At 72.1% G+C, this 13,609-nt stretch carries 12 protein-coding genes; 5 read left to right on the forward strand and 7 right to left on the reverse strand.

Going from position 1 to position 13,609, the window contains the following annotated elements:
- Positions 1-101: 101 nt before the first annotated feature.
- Together B072_RS0135125 and B072_RS0135130 are read left to right on the forward strand one after the other, a co-directional pair.
- Complete coding sequence (locus B072_RS0135125) at positions 102-1,307, forward strand: ROK family transcriptional regulator (RefSeq protein WP_018534669.1); 1,206 nt, start codon at positions 102-104, stop codon at positions 1,305-1,307.
- Positions 1,304-2,872: a M81 family metallopeptidase gene (locus B072_RS0135130; protein WP_018534670.1), complete on the forward strand. Its 1,569-nt coding sequence runs from the start codon at positions 1,304-1,306 to the stop codon at positions 2,870-2,872. The genes B072_RS0135125 and B072_RS0135130 overlap by 4 nt, the downstream gene beginning before the upstream one ends.
- Before the next feature lie 16 nt (positions 2,873-2,888).
- Here the strand turns inward: B072_RS0135130 and B072_RS0135135 are convergent, their stop codons facing one another.
- A complete protein-coding gene (locus tag B072_RS0135135; RefSeq protein WP_018534671.1) occupies positions 2,889-3,719 on the reverse strand; it encodes a transporter substrate-binding domain-containing protein in 831 nt (276 codons plus the stop codon).
- Between the two features lie 270 nt (positions 3,720-3,989).
- Here B072_RS0135135 and B072_RS0135140 point away from each other — a divergent pair, with 270 nt between their 5' ends.
- Positions 3,990-4,943 (forward strand): arabinan endo-1,5-alpha-L-arabinosidase, encoded by a 954-nt coding sequence (locus tag B072_RS0135140; protein ID WP_018534672.1) that lies wholly within the window; start codon positions 3,990-3,992, stop codon positions 4,941-4,943.
- Positions 4,925-6,364, forward strand: coding sequence for a family 43 glycosylhydrolase (locus B072_RS0135145; RefSeq protein ID WP_018534673.1), 1,440 nt, complete (start codon positions 4,925-4,927; stop codon positions 6,362-6,364). The genes B072_RS0135140 and B072_RS0135145 overlap by 19 nt, the downstream gene beginning before the upstream one ends.
- A gap of 21 nt (positions 6,365-6,385) precedes the next feature.
- Here the strand turns inward: B072_RS0135145 and B072_RS44820 are convergent, their stop codons facing one another.
- The 3 genes from B072_RS44820 to B072_RS0135160 form a co-directional block, all read right to left on the reverse strand.
- The gene (locus tag B072_RS44820) at positions 6,386-7,711 is read right to left on the reverse strand and encodes an amidohydrolase family protein (RefSeq protein ID WP_018534674.1); all 1,326 of its coding nucleotides are present in this window, start codon (positions 7,709-7,711) and stop codon (positions 6,386-6,388) included.
- Between the two features lie 121 nt (positions 7,712-7,832).
- Positions 7,833-8,315, reverse strand: a complete 483-nt coding sequence (locus tag B072_RS0135155) for a nucleoside deaminase (protein ID WP_018534675.1) — start codon at positions 8,313-8,315, stop codon at positions 7,833-7,835.
- Positions 8,296-9,699, reverse strand: a complete 1,404-nt coding sequence (locus B072_RS0135160) for a purine-cytosine permease family protein (RefSeq protein ID WP_018534676.1) — start codon at positions 9,697-9,699, stop codon at positions 8,296-8,298. Before B072_RS0135160 ends, B072_RS0135155 begins: the two co-directional genes overlap by 20 nt.
- Before the next feature lie 265 nt (positions 9,700-9,964).
- Here B072_RS0135160 and B072_RS48450 point away from each other — a divergent pair, with 265 nt between their 5' ends.
- Positions 9,965-11,479, forward strand: coding sequence for a PucR family transcriptional regulator (locus B072_RS48450; RefSeq protein WP_018534677.1), 1,515 nt, complete (start codon positions 9,965-9,967; stop codon positions 11,477-11,479).
- Positions 11,480-11,506: 27 nt separating this feature from the next.
- Here B072_RS48450 and B072_RS0135170 read toward each other — a convergent pair whose 3' ends face one another.
- The 3 genes from B072_RS0135170 to B072_RS0135180 all read right to left on the reverse strand — a co-directional run bounded on the left by B072_RS0135170 (position 11,507) and on the right by B072_RS0135180 (position 13,511).
- Positions 11,507-12,121 carry a hypothetical protein gene (locus tag B072_RS0135170; RefSeq protein WP_018534678.1) on the reverse strand — a complete coding sequence of 205 codons (615 nt, stop codon included), beginning with the start codon at positions 12,119-12,121 and terminating at the stop codon, positions 11,507-11,509.
- 68 nt (positions 12,122-12,189) lie between these two features.
- Entirely contained in the window at positions 12,190-12,843 is a 654-nt protein-coding gene (locus tag B072_RS0135175; protein ID WP_018534679.1) for a class I SAM-dependent methyltransferase family protein, read from the reverse strand.
- A 134-nt stretch (positions 12,844-12,977) separates the two neighbouring features.
- Positions 12,978-13,511: an MmcQ/YjbR family DNA-binding protein gene (locus tag B072_RS0135180; RefSeq protein ID WP_018534680.1), complete on the reverse strand. Its 534-nt coding sequence runs from the start codon at positions 13,509-13,511 to the stop codon at positions 12,978-12,980.
- Between the last annotated feature and the right edge of the window lie 98 nt (positions 13,512-13,609).

A 13,609-nucleotide genomic window follows, 5' to 3' on the forward strand; every position in this document is an offset into this window, starting at 1 on the left:
TCGTTCGGTCAGGGTTAGTGTTCGGTCCGCAGTCGAACTAACTTGCCGAATGAAGCCGAACGAACTCGCCGCACCGGTGGGGCAACTGAGCTGGGGGACGCATGGCCGACACGTCGCACGAGAGCGAGCCGGGGTCCGCGCAGCACATCCTTCAGCTGGTGTCGTCCGGCGCCGCGGCCTCCCGGGCGGATCTCGTCCGGGAGCTGGGGCTCGCCCCGTCCACGGTGTCGCTGCGCGTGCAGGAACTGGTCGCGGCCGGTGTGCTGACCGAGTCGGGCGAGGGCGCCTCGCGCGGCGGGCGCAGGCCCCGACTGCTCCAGGTGCGCGCGCAGGGCGGTGTGGCGCTCGCCGCCGACCTGGGCAGCCATCACGCCCGGCTCGGCGCGGTCGACCTGGCCGGGGCCGTGCACGACGCGGTCGACCTGCCGCACGACATCACGGCGGGGCCCGAATCGGCCGTCGACTGGCTGTGCGCCCAGGTGGCTCGACTGGCCGCGAAGCAGCAGGAGTCGGGGCGTTCCGTCCGGGCCCTCGGCGTCGCCTTCCCCGGGCCCGTCGGCCCCGCCGACGGCCGCGTCCTGAGCCCCTCCCGGATGCCGGGCTGGCACCGCTTCCCGCTGCGCGAGGTCCTCGCCGAGCGGCTCGGCATGCCGGTCGTCGTGGCCAACGACGCCACGATGATGGCCGTCGGCGAACACCGCACGACGCGCCCGCACCTCGACCACATGGTCGTCGTCAAGGCGGGCCGCGGCATCGGCAGCGGCGTCGTCGTCGCGGGCCGCCCGTACGACGGCGCGAACGGCAGCGCCGGCGACATCAGCCACGTACGCGTAGAAGCGGCGGGGGAACGGCCGTGCTCCTGCGGCAACATCGGCTGTCTGGAGACCGTCGCCAGCGGCGCCGCGCTGATGGCCGAGCTCGCGGTCCGCGGCGTGCGCGTGGCGAGCACGAACGAACTGCTCCGACTCGTCGCCGACGGCGATCCCGTCGCCACCACCCTCGTGCGCACCGCCGGACGCCACATCGGCACCGTCCTGTCGGTCGTCGTCAACTTCTTCAACCCGCAGGCCGTCGCCCTCGGCGGCGTCCTCGCCACCGCCGAACCGCTCGTCGCCGCCGTCCGCGGCGTCCTCTACGAGCGCTGCCTGCCGCTCGCCACCGCCGACCTGGAGATCACCACGACATCGGCGGGCGCCGACGCGGGTCTGCTCGGCGCGGGCCTGACCGCGCTGCACCACCACCTGTCGGCCGCCGCCTCCGCCCCCACCGCCACCTCCGCACCTCAGGAAGAGAGCGCTCACGCATGACCAGCACCACCGCGCCGGTAACCGGACGCCGACTGCGCATCGGCATCGGCGGCATCGGCATCGAGTCGTCCACGTTCTGCCCGCACCGCTCCACCACGGACGACTTCCGGCAGACCCGCGGCCAGGACCTCCTCGACCGCTACACGTGGACGCGGGCCGACTCCGACCTCGCCGACCTGGTCGAGTGGGTGCCGCTGCTGCACGCGACGTCGCTGCCCGGTGGCCCGGTGGAGGCCGAGTCGTACCTGATCCTCAAGAACGAGCTGGTCACGCGCATCCGGGAGGCGGGTCCGCTCGACGGCCTCGTCTACGACATCCACGGCGCGATGAGCGTCATCGGCCTCACCGACGCCGAGGGCGACCTGACGGAGGCGGTCCGCGCCGCCCTCGACCACCACGGCACCCCCGACGGCACCCGCCCCATGATCTCCACGGCCATGGACCTGCACGGCAACGTCTCGCGCCGCTTCGCCGAGCCGATCGACCTGCTCACCGCGCACCGCCTCGCCCCGCACGAGGACGCCTGGGACACCCGCGAGCGCGCCGCCCGCAACCTGGTGCACTGCCTGCGCGAGGGCGTCCGCCCGCACCGCGCCTGGGTCCAGGTCCCCGTCCTGCTCCCCGGCGAGAAGACCAGCACGCGCCTGGAGCCCGCCAAGTCCCTGTACGCCTCGCTGGCCGACATCGAGGGGAAGGACGGCATCCTCGACGCCGCCCTGTGGGTCGGCTACGCCTGGGCCGACGAGCCGCGCTGCAAGGCCGCCATCGTCGTCACCGGCGAGGACGCCGAACTCGCCGCGCGGGAAGCCGAGTCGCTGGCCCGCCGTTACTGGGACGCCCGCAAGGACTTCGTCTTCGTCGGCCCGACCGGCAGCGCCGAGGAGTGCATCGAGAAGGCGGTGGCCTCCGACAAGCGGCCGTTCCTCATCAGCGACTCCGGCGACAACCCGACGGCCGGCGGCGCGGGCGACCTCGCGTACATGCTCGGAAAGCTCCTCGCGCACGACGCCATCCGTACGGGGAAGGTCACGGCCGTCCACCCGGGCATCACCGACCCGGTCGCCGTCGCCGCCTGCTTCGAGGCCGGGATCGGCGCCGAGGTCACGCTCTCCGTCGGCGGCAAGGTCGACGCGAACCACGGCGGACCGTACGAACTCACCGGCACCGTCGAGGCGTTGCAGCGCGCCGCCGACCAGAAGGACCGCGCCGAGGGCGGCGCGTACGACCGCGGCGTCGACATGGCCGCCGTCCGCGTCGGCGGCCTCACCGTGATCCTCGTCGAGCGCCGCAAGCCGTTCCACACCCTCGCCGACTTCATGGGCCCCGCCGACGGCGGACTCGGCGTCGACCCGCGCCGTTACGACCTCGTCGTCGTCAAGATCGGCTACCTGGAGCCCGAGCTCCACGACATGGCCGCCGACTGGCTGCTCGCGCTCACCCCCGGCGGTGTCGACCAGGATCTGCTGCGTCTGGGGCACCACCGGGTGGAGCGCCCGCTGTACCCGTTCGACGAGGACGCGTACGAGGCCGGGGACGCCCCCGACCTCACGCCCACTCTGCTCTAGCGGGTTCCCGCGGGGCTCAACTCATCCACTCCGCCTCGTACGTGGCGTACGTGCCGTCGTGCGTCGCGAGGTGCACGAACTGGTTCACGTACTCCTGGAAGTCCCGGTCGCCGCGCGGGGTCGCGTACGCCTTCTCGGAGAACGTGAACGGCTTGTCGGGGTGGACCGAGCACAGCTCCGGGTGGATCTTCGCCTGGTAGAGCGTCTCGCTCGCGTCGGTCATCATCACGTCCGCCCGGCCCGCCACGATCTCGTCGAAGATCGTGGTGTTGTCCGGGTGGACCTTGATGGTGGCCTTCTTGATGTTGGCGCGCGCGAACTGCTCGTTGGTACCGCCCGGGTTGACGACGACGGTCGTCCCCGCCCTGTCGATCTCGGCGAGTGTCCGGAACCTGTCCTTGTCCGCGCAGCGCACGATCGGCGTCTTGCCGTCCTCGCGCGTCGGCTCGCTGAAGTACACCTGCCGGGCGCGCGGCAGCGTGATCGAGACACCGCCGACCGCGATGTCGCACTTCCCGACCGACAGGTCCTTCGTCAGATCCGCCCACGTCGAATCGACGAACCGGGCTTTCGCGTCAAGGGACTTGGCGAGGTCCCGCGCCATGTCGATGTCGACACCGCTGTACGCGCCGTCCTTCGGGTCCTTGTACGTGAACGGCCGGTAGTCGCCCGTCGTGCACACCCGCAGCACCCCCGCCTTCGGCACCGAGTCGAGCAGGCTGCCCTGCGGCTTCCTCACGGGGCGGTGGACGACCGTCGGTGCCGCGGGCGCGGCGGCGGTCAGGGCCAGCAGACAGACCAGGGCGGACAGGGTGGCGGCACGTTGCTTGGACGCGCGGCGGCTCATCGCGACTCCTCGGCAGGGGTGGGGGGACGGTTGCGGGGTGGATCGATCACCCGGGCATCACCCTGGCAGAAGAGGTGTGCAGAAGTCATTGACGCGCAAGGGGTTCGATTCTACGGTCCCGTCCGAAGTCACGACCGGCGTTCGATATCGCGGACGTTGGGGCGGAGGGGCAACCTTCCGCGCCCGGACGGCGACCGTGTCTCGAAGCCGCCGCACCCCTCTTTGTCCCCCGCCCTGAAGGAGAGCCGCGTGAGCCGCGCACCCCGCCGCATGAGAACCGCGCTCCTCGCCGTCCCGGCCGCAGCCGTCCTCGCCCTGCTGCCGTCGACGGCCTCCGCCTACCCGAACCCCGGCACGGTCACCGGATCCACCGTCGTCCACGACCCCACCATGATCCGCACCTCCGGCGGCCGCTATCTGCTGTACGCGACCGGCGGCGGCCTCGGCTACCGCACCTCCACCGACCGGATCGCGTTCAGCGCCGGCAGCGACGCGTTCACCACGAAACCGTCGTGGTGGTCGTCGTACGCGACGGAGGCCTGGGCCCCGGACATCTCGTACCACGGTGGCAAGTACCTGATGTACTACGCCGTCTCCACCTTCGGCTCCAACAAGTCGGCGATCGGCCTGGCCGGTTCGACGACGGGCCTGCCGGGTTCCTGGACCGACTACGGCGTCGTCTACACCTCCACCACCTCCAGCGACTACAACGCCATCGACCCGAACCTCTTCGTCGACGACAACGGCAAGTGGTGGCTGTCCTTCGGGAGTTGGTGGACCGGCATCAAGATGATCCAGATCGACCCGTCGACCGGGAAACAGCTCTCCTCCAACACCACCCGCTCCTCGCTCGCGGCCCGCCCGACCGGCACCAAGGCCGTCGAGGCCCCGTACATCGTCAAGCGCAACGGCTACTACTACCTCTTCGCCTCCTACGACACCTGCTGCGCGGGCACCAGCTCCACGTACAAGGTCAAGGTCGGGCGGGCCACCAGCGTCACCGGGCCGTACTACGACAAGAACGGCGTCGCCATGACGAACAACGGCGGCACCGCCGTCCTGGAGTCGCACGGCAGCGTCATCGGCCCCGGCGGGCAGTCCATCATGAACGACTCCGACGGCGACCTGATCGTCTACCACTACTACGACGGCAACGACAACGGCACCCCGAAGCTCGGCATCAACCTCCTGAACTGGAGCACCGGATGGCCCGTCGCCTACTGACCCTGCTCGCCGCGCTGCTCCTCGCGCTCGGCCTCGGCCAGTCGTCGGCGAGCGCGGCCTCGTTCACCAACCCCGTGAAGTCCGTCAAGGGAGCCGACCCCTGGATCTCGTACCACGACGGCAACTACTACCTGGTGACCACGAGTTGGACCGACGTCATCACGATGCGCAGGTCCCCGACGCTCGGTGGGCTCGACACCGCGCCCAGCATCCAGGTGTGGAAGGGCGACGCGGCATCCCGCTGCTGCAACATCTGGGCGCCCGAACTGCACTACGGAGACGGCCACTGGTACCTGTACTACGTCGCCGGGCAGAACATCACCGACTACAACCCGACCCAGCGCGTCCACGTCCTGGAGTCCACGGGCAGCGACCCGCTCGGCCCGTACACGTACAAGAGTCAGCTCAGCGGCTCCTGGATGCTGGATCCGACTGTGGCCACCATCAACGGGAAGCTGTACGTGCTCGGCAGCGCGAGCGGCGGCGGGACCCAGAACCTCGTGATCGCGCCGATGTCCAACCCCTATACGGTCAGCGGGAGTTACACCACCATCTCCACGCCGACGTACTCCTGGGAGAAGTCCGGCGCCGCCGTGAACGAAGGCCCGGAGATCCTCCAGCACGGCGGCAAGACCTATCTGATCTACTCGGCGAGCGGCTGCTGGACCCCGGACTACGCGCTCGGGCAACTCACCCTCGCCGGCTCCGATCCGACCGCCGCGTCGTCCTGGACCAAGAAGTCGACGGCCGTCTTCAGTAGCAGCGCGGCCAAGGGCGTGTACGGGCCCGGACACAACGGGTTCTTCAACTCGCCCGACGGGCAGCAGAGTTGGATTGTCTACCACGCCAACGACGCGGCGAGCGACGGCTGCGACAACGGCCGCACCACCCGCGCCCAGGGCTTCGGCTGGAACGCCGACGGCAGCCCGAACCTCGGCACCCCGAACGCGCTCGGCAGCAGCACCGCCGGACCGTCCGGAGAACCGTCCAGCACGCCCACGACGTACACGCTCACCAACCGGGCGAGCGGAAAGTGCCTTGAAGTCGCCGGGAGTTCGAGCGCCGACGGAGCGAACGTCCAGCAGTACGCGTGCGACGGCGGCGGCAACCAGCGGTGGCGGATCCAGGACCAGGGCGACGACACCAGCCGACTCGTGAACGTCGCGAGCGGAAAGGTCCTCGACACGGCCGACTGCTCCAGTGCCGACGGCGCCGACCTGCGGCAGTGGTCCTGGCTGAACAACACCTGCCAGCGGTTCCGCTTCCTGACCACCGAGAGCGGCGGCTGGGTGCGGATCGTCAACCAGGCCACCGGGAAGGTCGCCGACGTCGCCGACTGCTCGACGGCCGACGGCGCCGACGTACGGCAGTGGACCTGGCTGAACAACAACTGCCAGCAGTGGAAGCTCAGCCCGGCGTGAATGCCTTCGGCGCCGGGTGGCTCAGTCCGTGAGGGCCGCCCGGCGCCGGAACAGTTCCTCCGCCGCGCTCTGCGCGCTCTCGCGGACGCGGTCCGTGTCCACGCTCAGTACCTCGCCACCGGACACGAGGAGTTCGCCGTCGACCCAGACGTGGTCGACGTCGGCGGACTGGGACGAGAAGACCAGATGCGGGACCGCGTTGAAGTCCGGGCCGTGCAGCAGCGGCGTCGTGTGCAGGCGCCGCAGGTCGACGGTGACGACGTCGGCCTTCTTGCCCACTTCGAGTGATCCGGTCTCTCCGTCCAGACCCAGGGCGCGGGCGCCGTCGACGGTGGCCATCGTGAGGATGTCCCAGGGGTCGCCGGTGGTGGGATCGAGCGAGGTCACCTTCTGCAGCAGCGAGGCGAACTTCATCTCCTCCAGCAGATCGAGGTTGTTGTTCTCCTTCTCGCCGTCACTGCCCAGGCCCACGGCTATGCCCCTGCGACGCATCTCGGCGACCCGGGCCGGGCCCGACGACAGCTTCATGTTGGAGCACGGGCAGTGGGCGACACTCGTCCCCGTCGCGGCCAGCAGGTCCAGCTCGTGGTCGTCGAGCCACACACAGTGGGCGACCACCGTGCGCGGACCGAGGATGCCGCGATGGTGGAACTCCTCGATCGGGCGGCGGCCGAACTGCCGCACGGACTCCTCGACCTCCCAGGTCGTCTCGGAGGAGTGGGTGTGCAGACCCGTGTCGAACTCGTCCGCGAGGGCCGCCGCCTCCTTGAACGCTTCCTCGCTGCAGTAGAAGAGGTGCTCCAGGCCCACCCAGGACCGGACGCGGTCGTGCGCGTAGGTGCGGTACTCGGTCAGGAGACGGCGGTTCGTCTCCAGGGTCTCGAAGTAGTCGTAGCCGGGGAGGTCGGCGACGTACGGCACGAGGGTCGCGCGCAGGCCGACCTGCTCGGCGGCGTGGGCCGAACCCTCCATGTGGCGCCACATGTCCATGACCGAGGTGGTGCCCGCCCGCAGGGACTCCGTGTAGCAGAGCAGCGACGCGGCCTGGGCGATCTCGGGGGTGAGCGCCTTGTGCGCCGGGTCCACGTAGTCACGGAGCCAGTCCCACAGCGACTTCGACTCCGCTGTTCCGCGCAGCAGGCCCGAGTGGAGATGGGTGTTGTGCAGGCCCGGGATCACCGCGTGGCCCGAGGCGTCGATGACGTGGGCGTCAGTGGTGGCGAAGGCGGACGGGTGGTCGATCGCCGTGATGCGGTCGCCCTCGATGAGGACCGAACCGGGGTCGAGGGTGGTGCGGGTGCCGTCGCAGGGGATGACGATGCCGTTGTGGATCAGGGTGCGCTGCATGGTGCGACTCCGTGGAATGTGTGCGTGCGGGTGGGTGGGGGCTGGGATGTCGGAGGTGGCCCCCGCCGCGCCTTCTCGTGTGACGGTCTGTCGTGGTTGCTCGCGCCGTTCCCCGCGCCCCTCACGAGGCCCAGAAACCGGCGTGGACCGCCGCCGCCTCCTCGTGCAGGCACGGGCCCGTCACCCCCACCGGGCGCTGGCCCCTCGCGAGGACCTCGCGGCACGGGAGGGACATCGTCGGGTTCTCCGGGTCCGCGCCGGTGAGGGCGAGGAGTTCGTCCTCACCGAGGGCGTACGCGACGCGGCCGATGCCGCTCCAGTACACGGCTCCCGTGCACATCGCGCAGGGCTCCGTCGACGTGTAGAGCGTGGCCCGGGACAGGTCGTCGGGGGAGTAGGCACGCGTGGCCAGGCGGACCAGATTCGTCTCGGCGTGGCCGGTGGCGTCCCGTTCCGTGACCACCGTGTTGCCGGCTTCCAGGACCGCCTCGCCGTCGAGGACGAGGAGCGCGCCGAAGGGGTGGTTGCCACCCGCGCGGGAGGCCGCGGCCAGATCGATCGCCGTGCGCAGGAACTTCTCGTCCTCAGGGGTGAGCGTGGTCATGTGCTGCTCCTTCGTGGGTCGCGTGCGGGTGCGGGTGAGAGGTGAGGTCGTGAGGTGCGGGGGAGCGGAAGGCCGTCGCGAGCAGGTACGCCGCGCCCGCCACCGCGAATCCGATGAACAGGCCGAACGGGCCGAGCGCCGGATGCGCCGCCGCCAGCGGGCCGGTGTACAGGGACTGGTTCATGAACGGGACCTCGACCGCGAGGGCCAGCAGGACGCAGGGCAGACCCGGGCCGAAGCGGTGCGCCCGGTCGTACGGGTCCGCGAGCGGCCGACGGCGGCCGCGGATCCAGAACGCCGCGATCGTCACCGCCGCCCACGGCGCCAGCCAGTACCCGGTCATCAGCAGGAAGTCGTTGAGCTGCGCCGCGAAGTCGCCGTGCCCCGCGTACCAGGCGAGCGCCGTGCCGAGGCCGCCGACGGCGAGCACCGACACCCAGCGCGGGATCGTGAAACCGGCGACGAGCGCCGCCATCGCGCCCGAGTACAGGTCGATGACCGTCGACGCGAGCGTGGACAGGAGGAGGGAGAGCAGGACCAGGCTCCCGAGCGCGTGCGGGAGGAGGTCGCTCACCATGCCGCTCGGGTCGTCGAGCGCGCCCGCCGTGCCGAGGGCCGCGCCCAGCGAACCGATCCACACCCCGGCCACCGCGCTGCCGCCGCCCGCCGCGAGGAAGACCCGGCGCGGCTTCGCCGTCGCGGGCAGATAGCGGCTGTAGTCGGACGCGTACGCCGACCAGCCGAGGACCCGCGCCGCCGTGACCGCGACGACCAGCAGGAACGCGGCGGCCGAACCGTTGGCGGGCTCGGTGGGCGACTGGGCCGACACTTCGCCGAAGCCGTACACCGACATGACCGCGAACACGACCACCAGCAGGACGGCGAGCGCGCGTTCCACGGAGTGGATCAGCCGGTAGCCGACCACGGCCACGCCCATCTGCGCCACCGCCATCACGGCCAGCGCCGGGCCGAAGCCCATCCCCGTCAGATCGCGCAGGATGAAGATGCCGAGGAGCGAGTCGACGACACACCAGCCGACCCCGTTGACGACGGTGAACGCCGCCGACGGGAGATTGCCCAGGCGGCCGAACGGGACGCGGGACTGGACGAGTTGGAGGACGCCGGTCAGCGGCCCCCGCGTGGAGAACAGTCCGACGAGCGCCGAGCTCAGCAACGTACCCGTGACGACGGCGAGCACCGCGGGCACGAAGTCCAGGCCGAAGACCGACGTGGACAGGGCGCCGACGCTCAACGTCGCGAACTGCACGTTCGCGCCGAACCACAGCGTGAACAGGGACCAGGGACGGCCGTGCCGGCGGTCGAGGGGCACCGGCTCGGCCCCCAACTGTTCGATGGGTGTCGGACGTTCACGGAGGGCGCGCATGGGGACTCCTCGCACGGGAGACGACGGCAGGCTGGGACAGGGAAGGGGGGAGGGGCATGCGGCTCGGACCGGCCCCGGGGCGCCCCGGGAGCGGATGACCCTCAGTGAACCGTCGACGCCGCCCCACCGGGACTGCACGCGTCTCCAGACGGCACCGCGATTTCGCGGGAGCGGCCCGTACTATTCTCCAAATCCCGTGCACAGCGGCGTGCATGCCCGTAACAATCGCCGCCCTGCCACGGGGCGGGCACGAGGAGGCCGTCCGGTGCAGCTCGACCGACTGCTCGCCATGCCACGGCTCGGGCTGAGCCCCGTCGTCACCGCCGACGCCCCGCGGATCCGCGGTGTCTACACCACCGACCTGCCCGACCCCGGCCGCTATCTCGACGGCGGCGAACTCGTCCTGACCAGCACCACCTGGTACCACGAGCCGCGCGACGCCGACGTGTTCGTCGCCGCGCTGTCCGGCGCCGGGGTCGCCGCGCTCGTCGCGGGCACCGCCGGGGTCGGCGTGCTCCCGGACGCGCTGCGCGACGCCTGCGCACGGCACCGGCTCACGCTGCTCGCCGTCGAGGACGAGGTGTCGTTCGCCGCGCTCACCGAGACCGTGCTCGCCGCCCTCGACGGGGCCGAGCGGCGCGCCCCGTCGGCCGGGCTGCACCGCGGCCTCGTCGCCAGCATGGCCTCCGGCGCGGGCGCGGAAGGCCTCGTGGACGTGTTCGCGCGGGCCACCGGCGTGTGGTGCGCCGTGCTGTCCGCGACCGGGCGGCCGATCGCGGGCGGCGTCCCCGAGGTGACCGGACAGCAGCTCGCGCGGGCCCACCGGGACGCCCTCGCGGCGGGCGGATTCCCGGCCGTACGAGCCCTGAGCGGCGGCGGCGAACTCACCCTGTTCCCCGTCCAGTCACCCGTCGCGCACCGCCCGCCCGCCGGGTATCTCGCCGCGTCCGGCGACCACCGCGACTGGGCGCCCGGCGTCTCCGACGCCGCCTGGGAGGTGTGCGCCCTGCTCGCCCTCGACAAGACCGCCGTCCAGGAACGCCGCCGCATCGAGGCCCGCTTCCTGCGCGAGGCCGTCGACCTGCTCGCCGCCGGACAGGAGACGGCCGCCGAGGCCCGGCTGCGCGGCCTCGGCCTGGGCGACAGCGCGCTCGGCGCCCTGTACCTGAGCACGACCGGCAGTCCGTACGGGGCCGAACTCGCCGCCACCGTCCTGGAGGACGTCGCCGACCGGGTACCGGGCTGCTCGGCGGCGATCCCCGTCGACGACGGGGCGTATCTGTTGCTCGTACCGGAAGGGACCGACGGCGTGGCCGAGGCCGCCGAACGGCTCGCGCCCCTCATCGGGCACGGCCGCGCCGCCCTCGGCACCGGCAGCCCGGCCACCGGAGCCGCCGCGCTGCGCCGCTCCGTCGACGAGGCCCGGCACGCGCACCGGGTCGCCGCCCTCGGCACCGGCACCGTGCGCACCGCGGGCAGCGACGAACTCTCCTCGCACCTGCTGCTGATCGCCGCCGTCCCCGACGACGTCCGCCGCCTCTACCGCGACCGGCTCATCGGCGTCCTGGAGCGCTACGACACCGAGCACGGCAGCGAACTCGTCGCCACGCTCAGCGCGTTCCTCGACGCGTCGGGGTCCTGGCAGCGCTGCGCCGAGCAACTCCACGTGCACGTCAACACGTTGAGGTACCGGCTGCGGCGCGTCGAACAGCTCACCGGGCACAGCCTGGCGACCCTGCGCGACCGCGTCGACTTCTGCCTCGCGCTCAGCATCGGGTGAGACGACCGGCCGACGCCGCGGCCCGCGTCAGTGTCCGCCGCGGTTCTCCACGCAGGGCCCGGCCGGATCGGGTTCGGCGTAGGCGCCGTAGACCTCGGTCGTGACGCGCTCCGGTGTGATCTCGGCGGAGACGCACGACTTCCCGTTGTGGAAGGAGAACCAGACCCTCTCGTACTGCGGCGCGTCGGAGGCGACCGCGAGTCCGTTGTCGTCGCCGCAGCCCCACCTGGACAGCGCGTCGCGTACATCCTTCTCACCGAACCGCTTGGCCTTGCGCAGCTTCTCCAGAGCGGGACGGATCAGGCGGACGGTCGCCTCACCGGCGGCCCGGTTGTCGGCGGTGAGCTGCCCCGACATGCGGTAGGCGTGGTTCTCGTCGTAGTGCGGGTTCTCCGGAGCGGCGCCGCCGTCGTCCGGGACCGGCGACACGGACATCGACGCCGTGGGTGATGCCGATGGCGCGGGATCGGCCGGTGCCTCGGCGCACGAGGGCCGGCCCGAGAACGACGGCGAGGGGGAGGCCGAGGCGCCGGCCGCCGCCTCGGCGCCACCGCGCTCCGAACCGCATCCGACGAGCACCAGCACGCAGACGCCCGTCACCGCGACGATCCGCGTCCGGCGCTGTGTCCGGCCGATCTCCATGTCCCCACCCCCAGGTCGACGTGGCGTGATCATACGAGCCGCACGACCGTGTGTTCGACCGAAGCGGATTATCCGGCCCGTCGCCGCAGGCGGTCGTACCCGACGAACGTGAACATCGGCGCCGCCGGATCCGCCAGCGGCAGCGGCCGTCCGGCGAAGCGGTGCGCGCCGACGCCGAAATCCGCGTCGGGCGCCGAGACCCACAGCTCCTCGAAACCGCGCTCGGCCAACCAGCGGCGCACGGTCGGGAACAGGTCCGGTTCGACACGGCCGCGCGTCCAGACGAGAGTGCCGCCCGAGGCCACGAGATGCGTGCAGTGGTCGAGCGTGCGGGCGATGTCCTCGGCCGTGATGTTGCCGAACACGCCGCAGGCGAGAACGAGTTCGGCCGGCGCCGCCCCGACGTACCGGGCCGGGAGCGCGGCGTCGCCCGTCACGACCTCGACCCCCTTGAGGTCCGCGGCCGCCGCGGCCGCCCGCGCCGCGTCCGCGTTGCGCGGGTCGAGTTCCACGAGCCGGGCGGTGACATCACCGCGCCGCGGATGCTCCGCGAGCACACCGAGCAGGTCGACCCCCTGCCCGGCACAGATGCTCAGCGCCCGCACCGGCCCGGGCGGACAGTCGTCGAGCGCCTCCCGGATCCGCTCCCGCACCGCGACCAGGCGCCGCGCCAGCCGGGACCGCGGATCGTCGTACGCCGTGTGCCACGCGTGCCAGTCCATGCCGTCACCCCTCGTCGCCGTGGCGGGTGCGCCCCCGCCCACCCCTTGCGTACCAGGGGGGAGCGGCGGCGGGGGAGCGTGATGCGCGGCGCGGGGCGGCGGTGTGGAGCGGGCACGGGCGCGCCGGGCCGCGCTCACGCCCGCAGGGACAGCCCCCGGCCGGCCAGCTCCTCCTTCAGCACCCGTACGGCCTTCGGGCCCACGCCGTGCAGCGCGAGGAGTTCCGCCTCGCTGCGCCCCGCGACCAGGTCGAGGCTGTCGATGCCCGCGCCGAGCAGGGCGCGGGTGGCGGGTCGGCCGATACCGGCCGGGAGACCGGGAACGGAGTCGGCGGCGTCGCCGGCCGCCAGGGACGCCGCCAGCCGCTTGGGCGCGCGGCTCGACCAGGCGGCCCGCACCAGCGAGTTGAGCTCCTTGCCATCCACGTCGGCCGGCGGGATCCGCAGCCCGATCAGCGTCTCGCCACGCGCCACCGGCTCCGCGCCGGGGTGCGCGGCGAGCGCCGCCCGAGCCTCGTCCGCGGGCAGGTGGAGCTGGACGTCCCCGTCCTTGGTCACCGACGCGAAACCCTTGCCCCGCACGGAGAAGGCGGCCATGCCGAAGTGGGTGCCCTCCTCGGTCTCCGGGAGGGCGAGCGCGGCCTTGCGCAGCTGGTCCATGGTCGTCATCCCTCCAGTCTGGCAGCAGGCCCGGGAACCGGCCGGAAGCGGACGCGGAACGAGGCGGTACACGGATAGCGGCCTGTGCCCGCCGCCGCACGGGGTAG

Source organism: Streptomyces sp. HmicA12 (assembly GCF_000373565.1).
Lineage (GTDB): Bacteria > Actinomycetota > Actinomycetes > Streptomycetales > Streptomycetaceae > Streptomyces.

Bases quoted from the DNA above. Each gene is read 5' to 3' on its own strand.
- B072_RS0135155 (WP_018534675.1), bottom strand. From the start codon at position 8,315: ATGACCACGCTCACCCCTGAGGACGAGAAGTTCCTGCGCACGGCGATC.
- B072_RS0135140 (WP_018534672.1), top strand. From the start codon at position 3,990: ATGAGAACCGCGCTCCTCGCCGTCCCGGCCGCAGCCGTCCTCGCCCTG.
- B072_RS0135145 (WP_018534673.1), top strand. From the start codon at position 4,925: ATGGCCCGTCGCCTACTGACCCTGCTCGCCGCGCTGCTCCTCGCGCTC.
- B072_RS0135175 (WP_018534679.1), bottom strand. From the start codon at position 12,843: ATGGACTGGCACGCGTGGCACACGGCGTACGACGATCCGCGGTCCCGG.
- B072_RS0135130 (WP_018534670.1), top strand. From the start codon at position 1,304: ATGACCAGCACCACCGCGCCGGTAACCGGACGCCGACTGCGCATCGGC.
- B072_RS0135160 (WP_018534676.1), bottom strand. From the start codon at position 9,699: ATGCGCGCCCTCCGTGAACGTCCGACACCCATCGAACAGTTGGGGGCC.
- B072_RS0135135 (WP_018534671.1), bottom strand. From the start codon at position 3,719: ATGAGCCGCCGCGCGTCCAAGCAACGTGCCGCCACCCTGTCCGCCCTG.
- B072_RS0135125 (WP_018534669.1), top strand. From the start codon at position 102: ATGGCCGACACGTCGCACGAGAGCGAGCCGGGGTCCGCGCAGCACATC.
- B072_RS0135170 (WP_018534678.1), bottom strand. From the start codon at position 12,121: ATGGAGATCGGCCGGACACAGCGCCGGACGCGGATCGTCGCGGTGACG.
- B072_RS44820 (WP_018534674.1), bottom strand. From the start codon at position 7,711: ATGCAGCGCACCCTGATCCACAACGGCATCGTCATCCCCTGCGACGGC.
- B072_RS0135180 (WP_018534680.1), bottom strand. From the start codon at position 13,511: ATGACGACCATGGACCAGCTGCGCAAGGCCGCGCTCGCCCTCCCGGAG.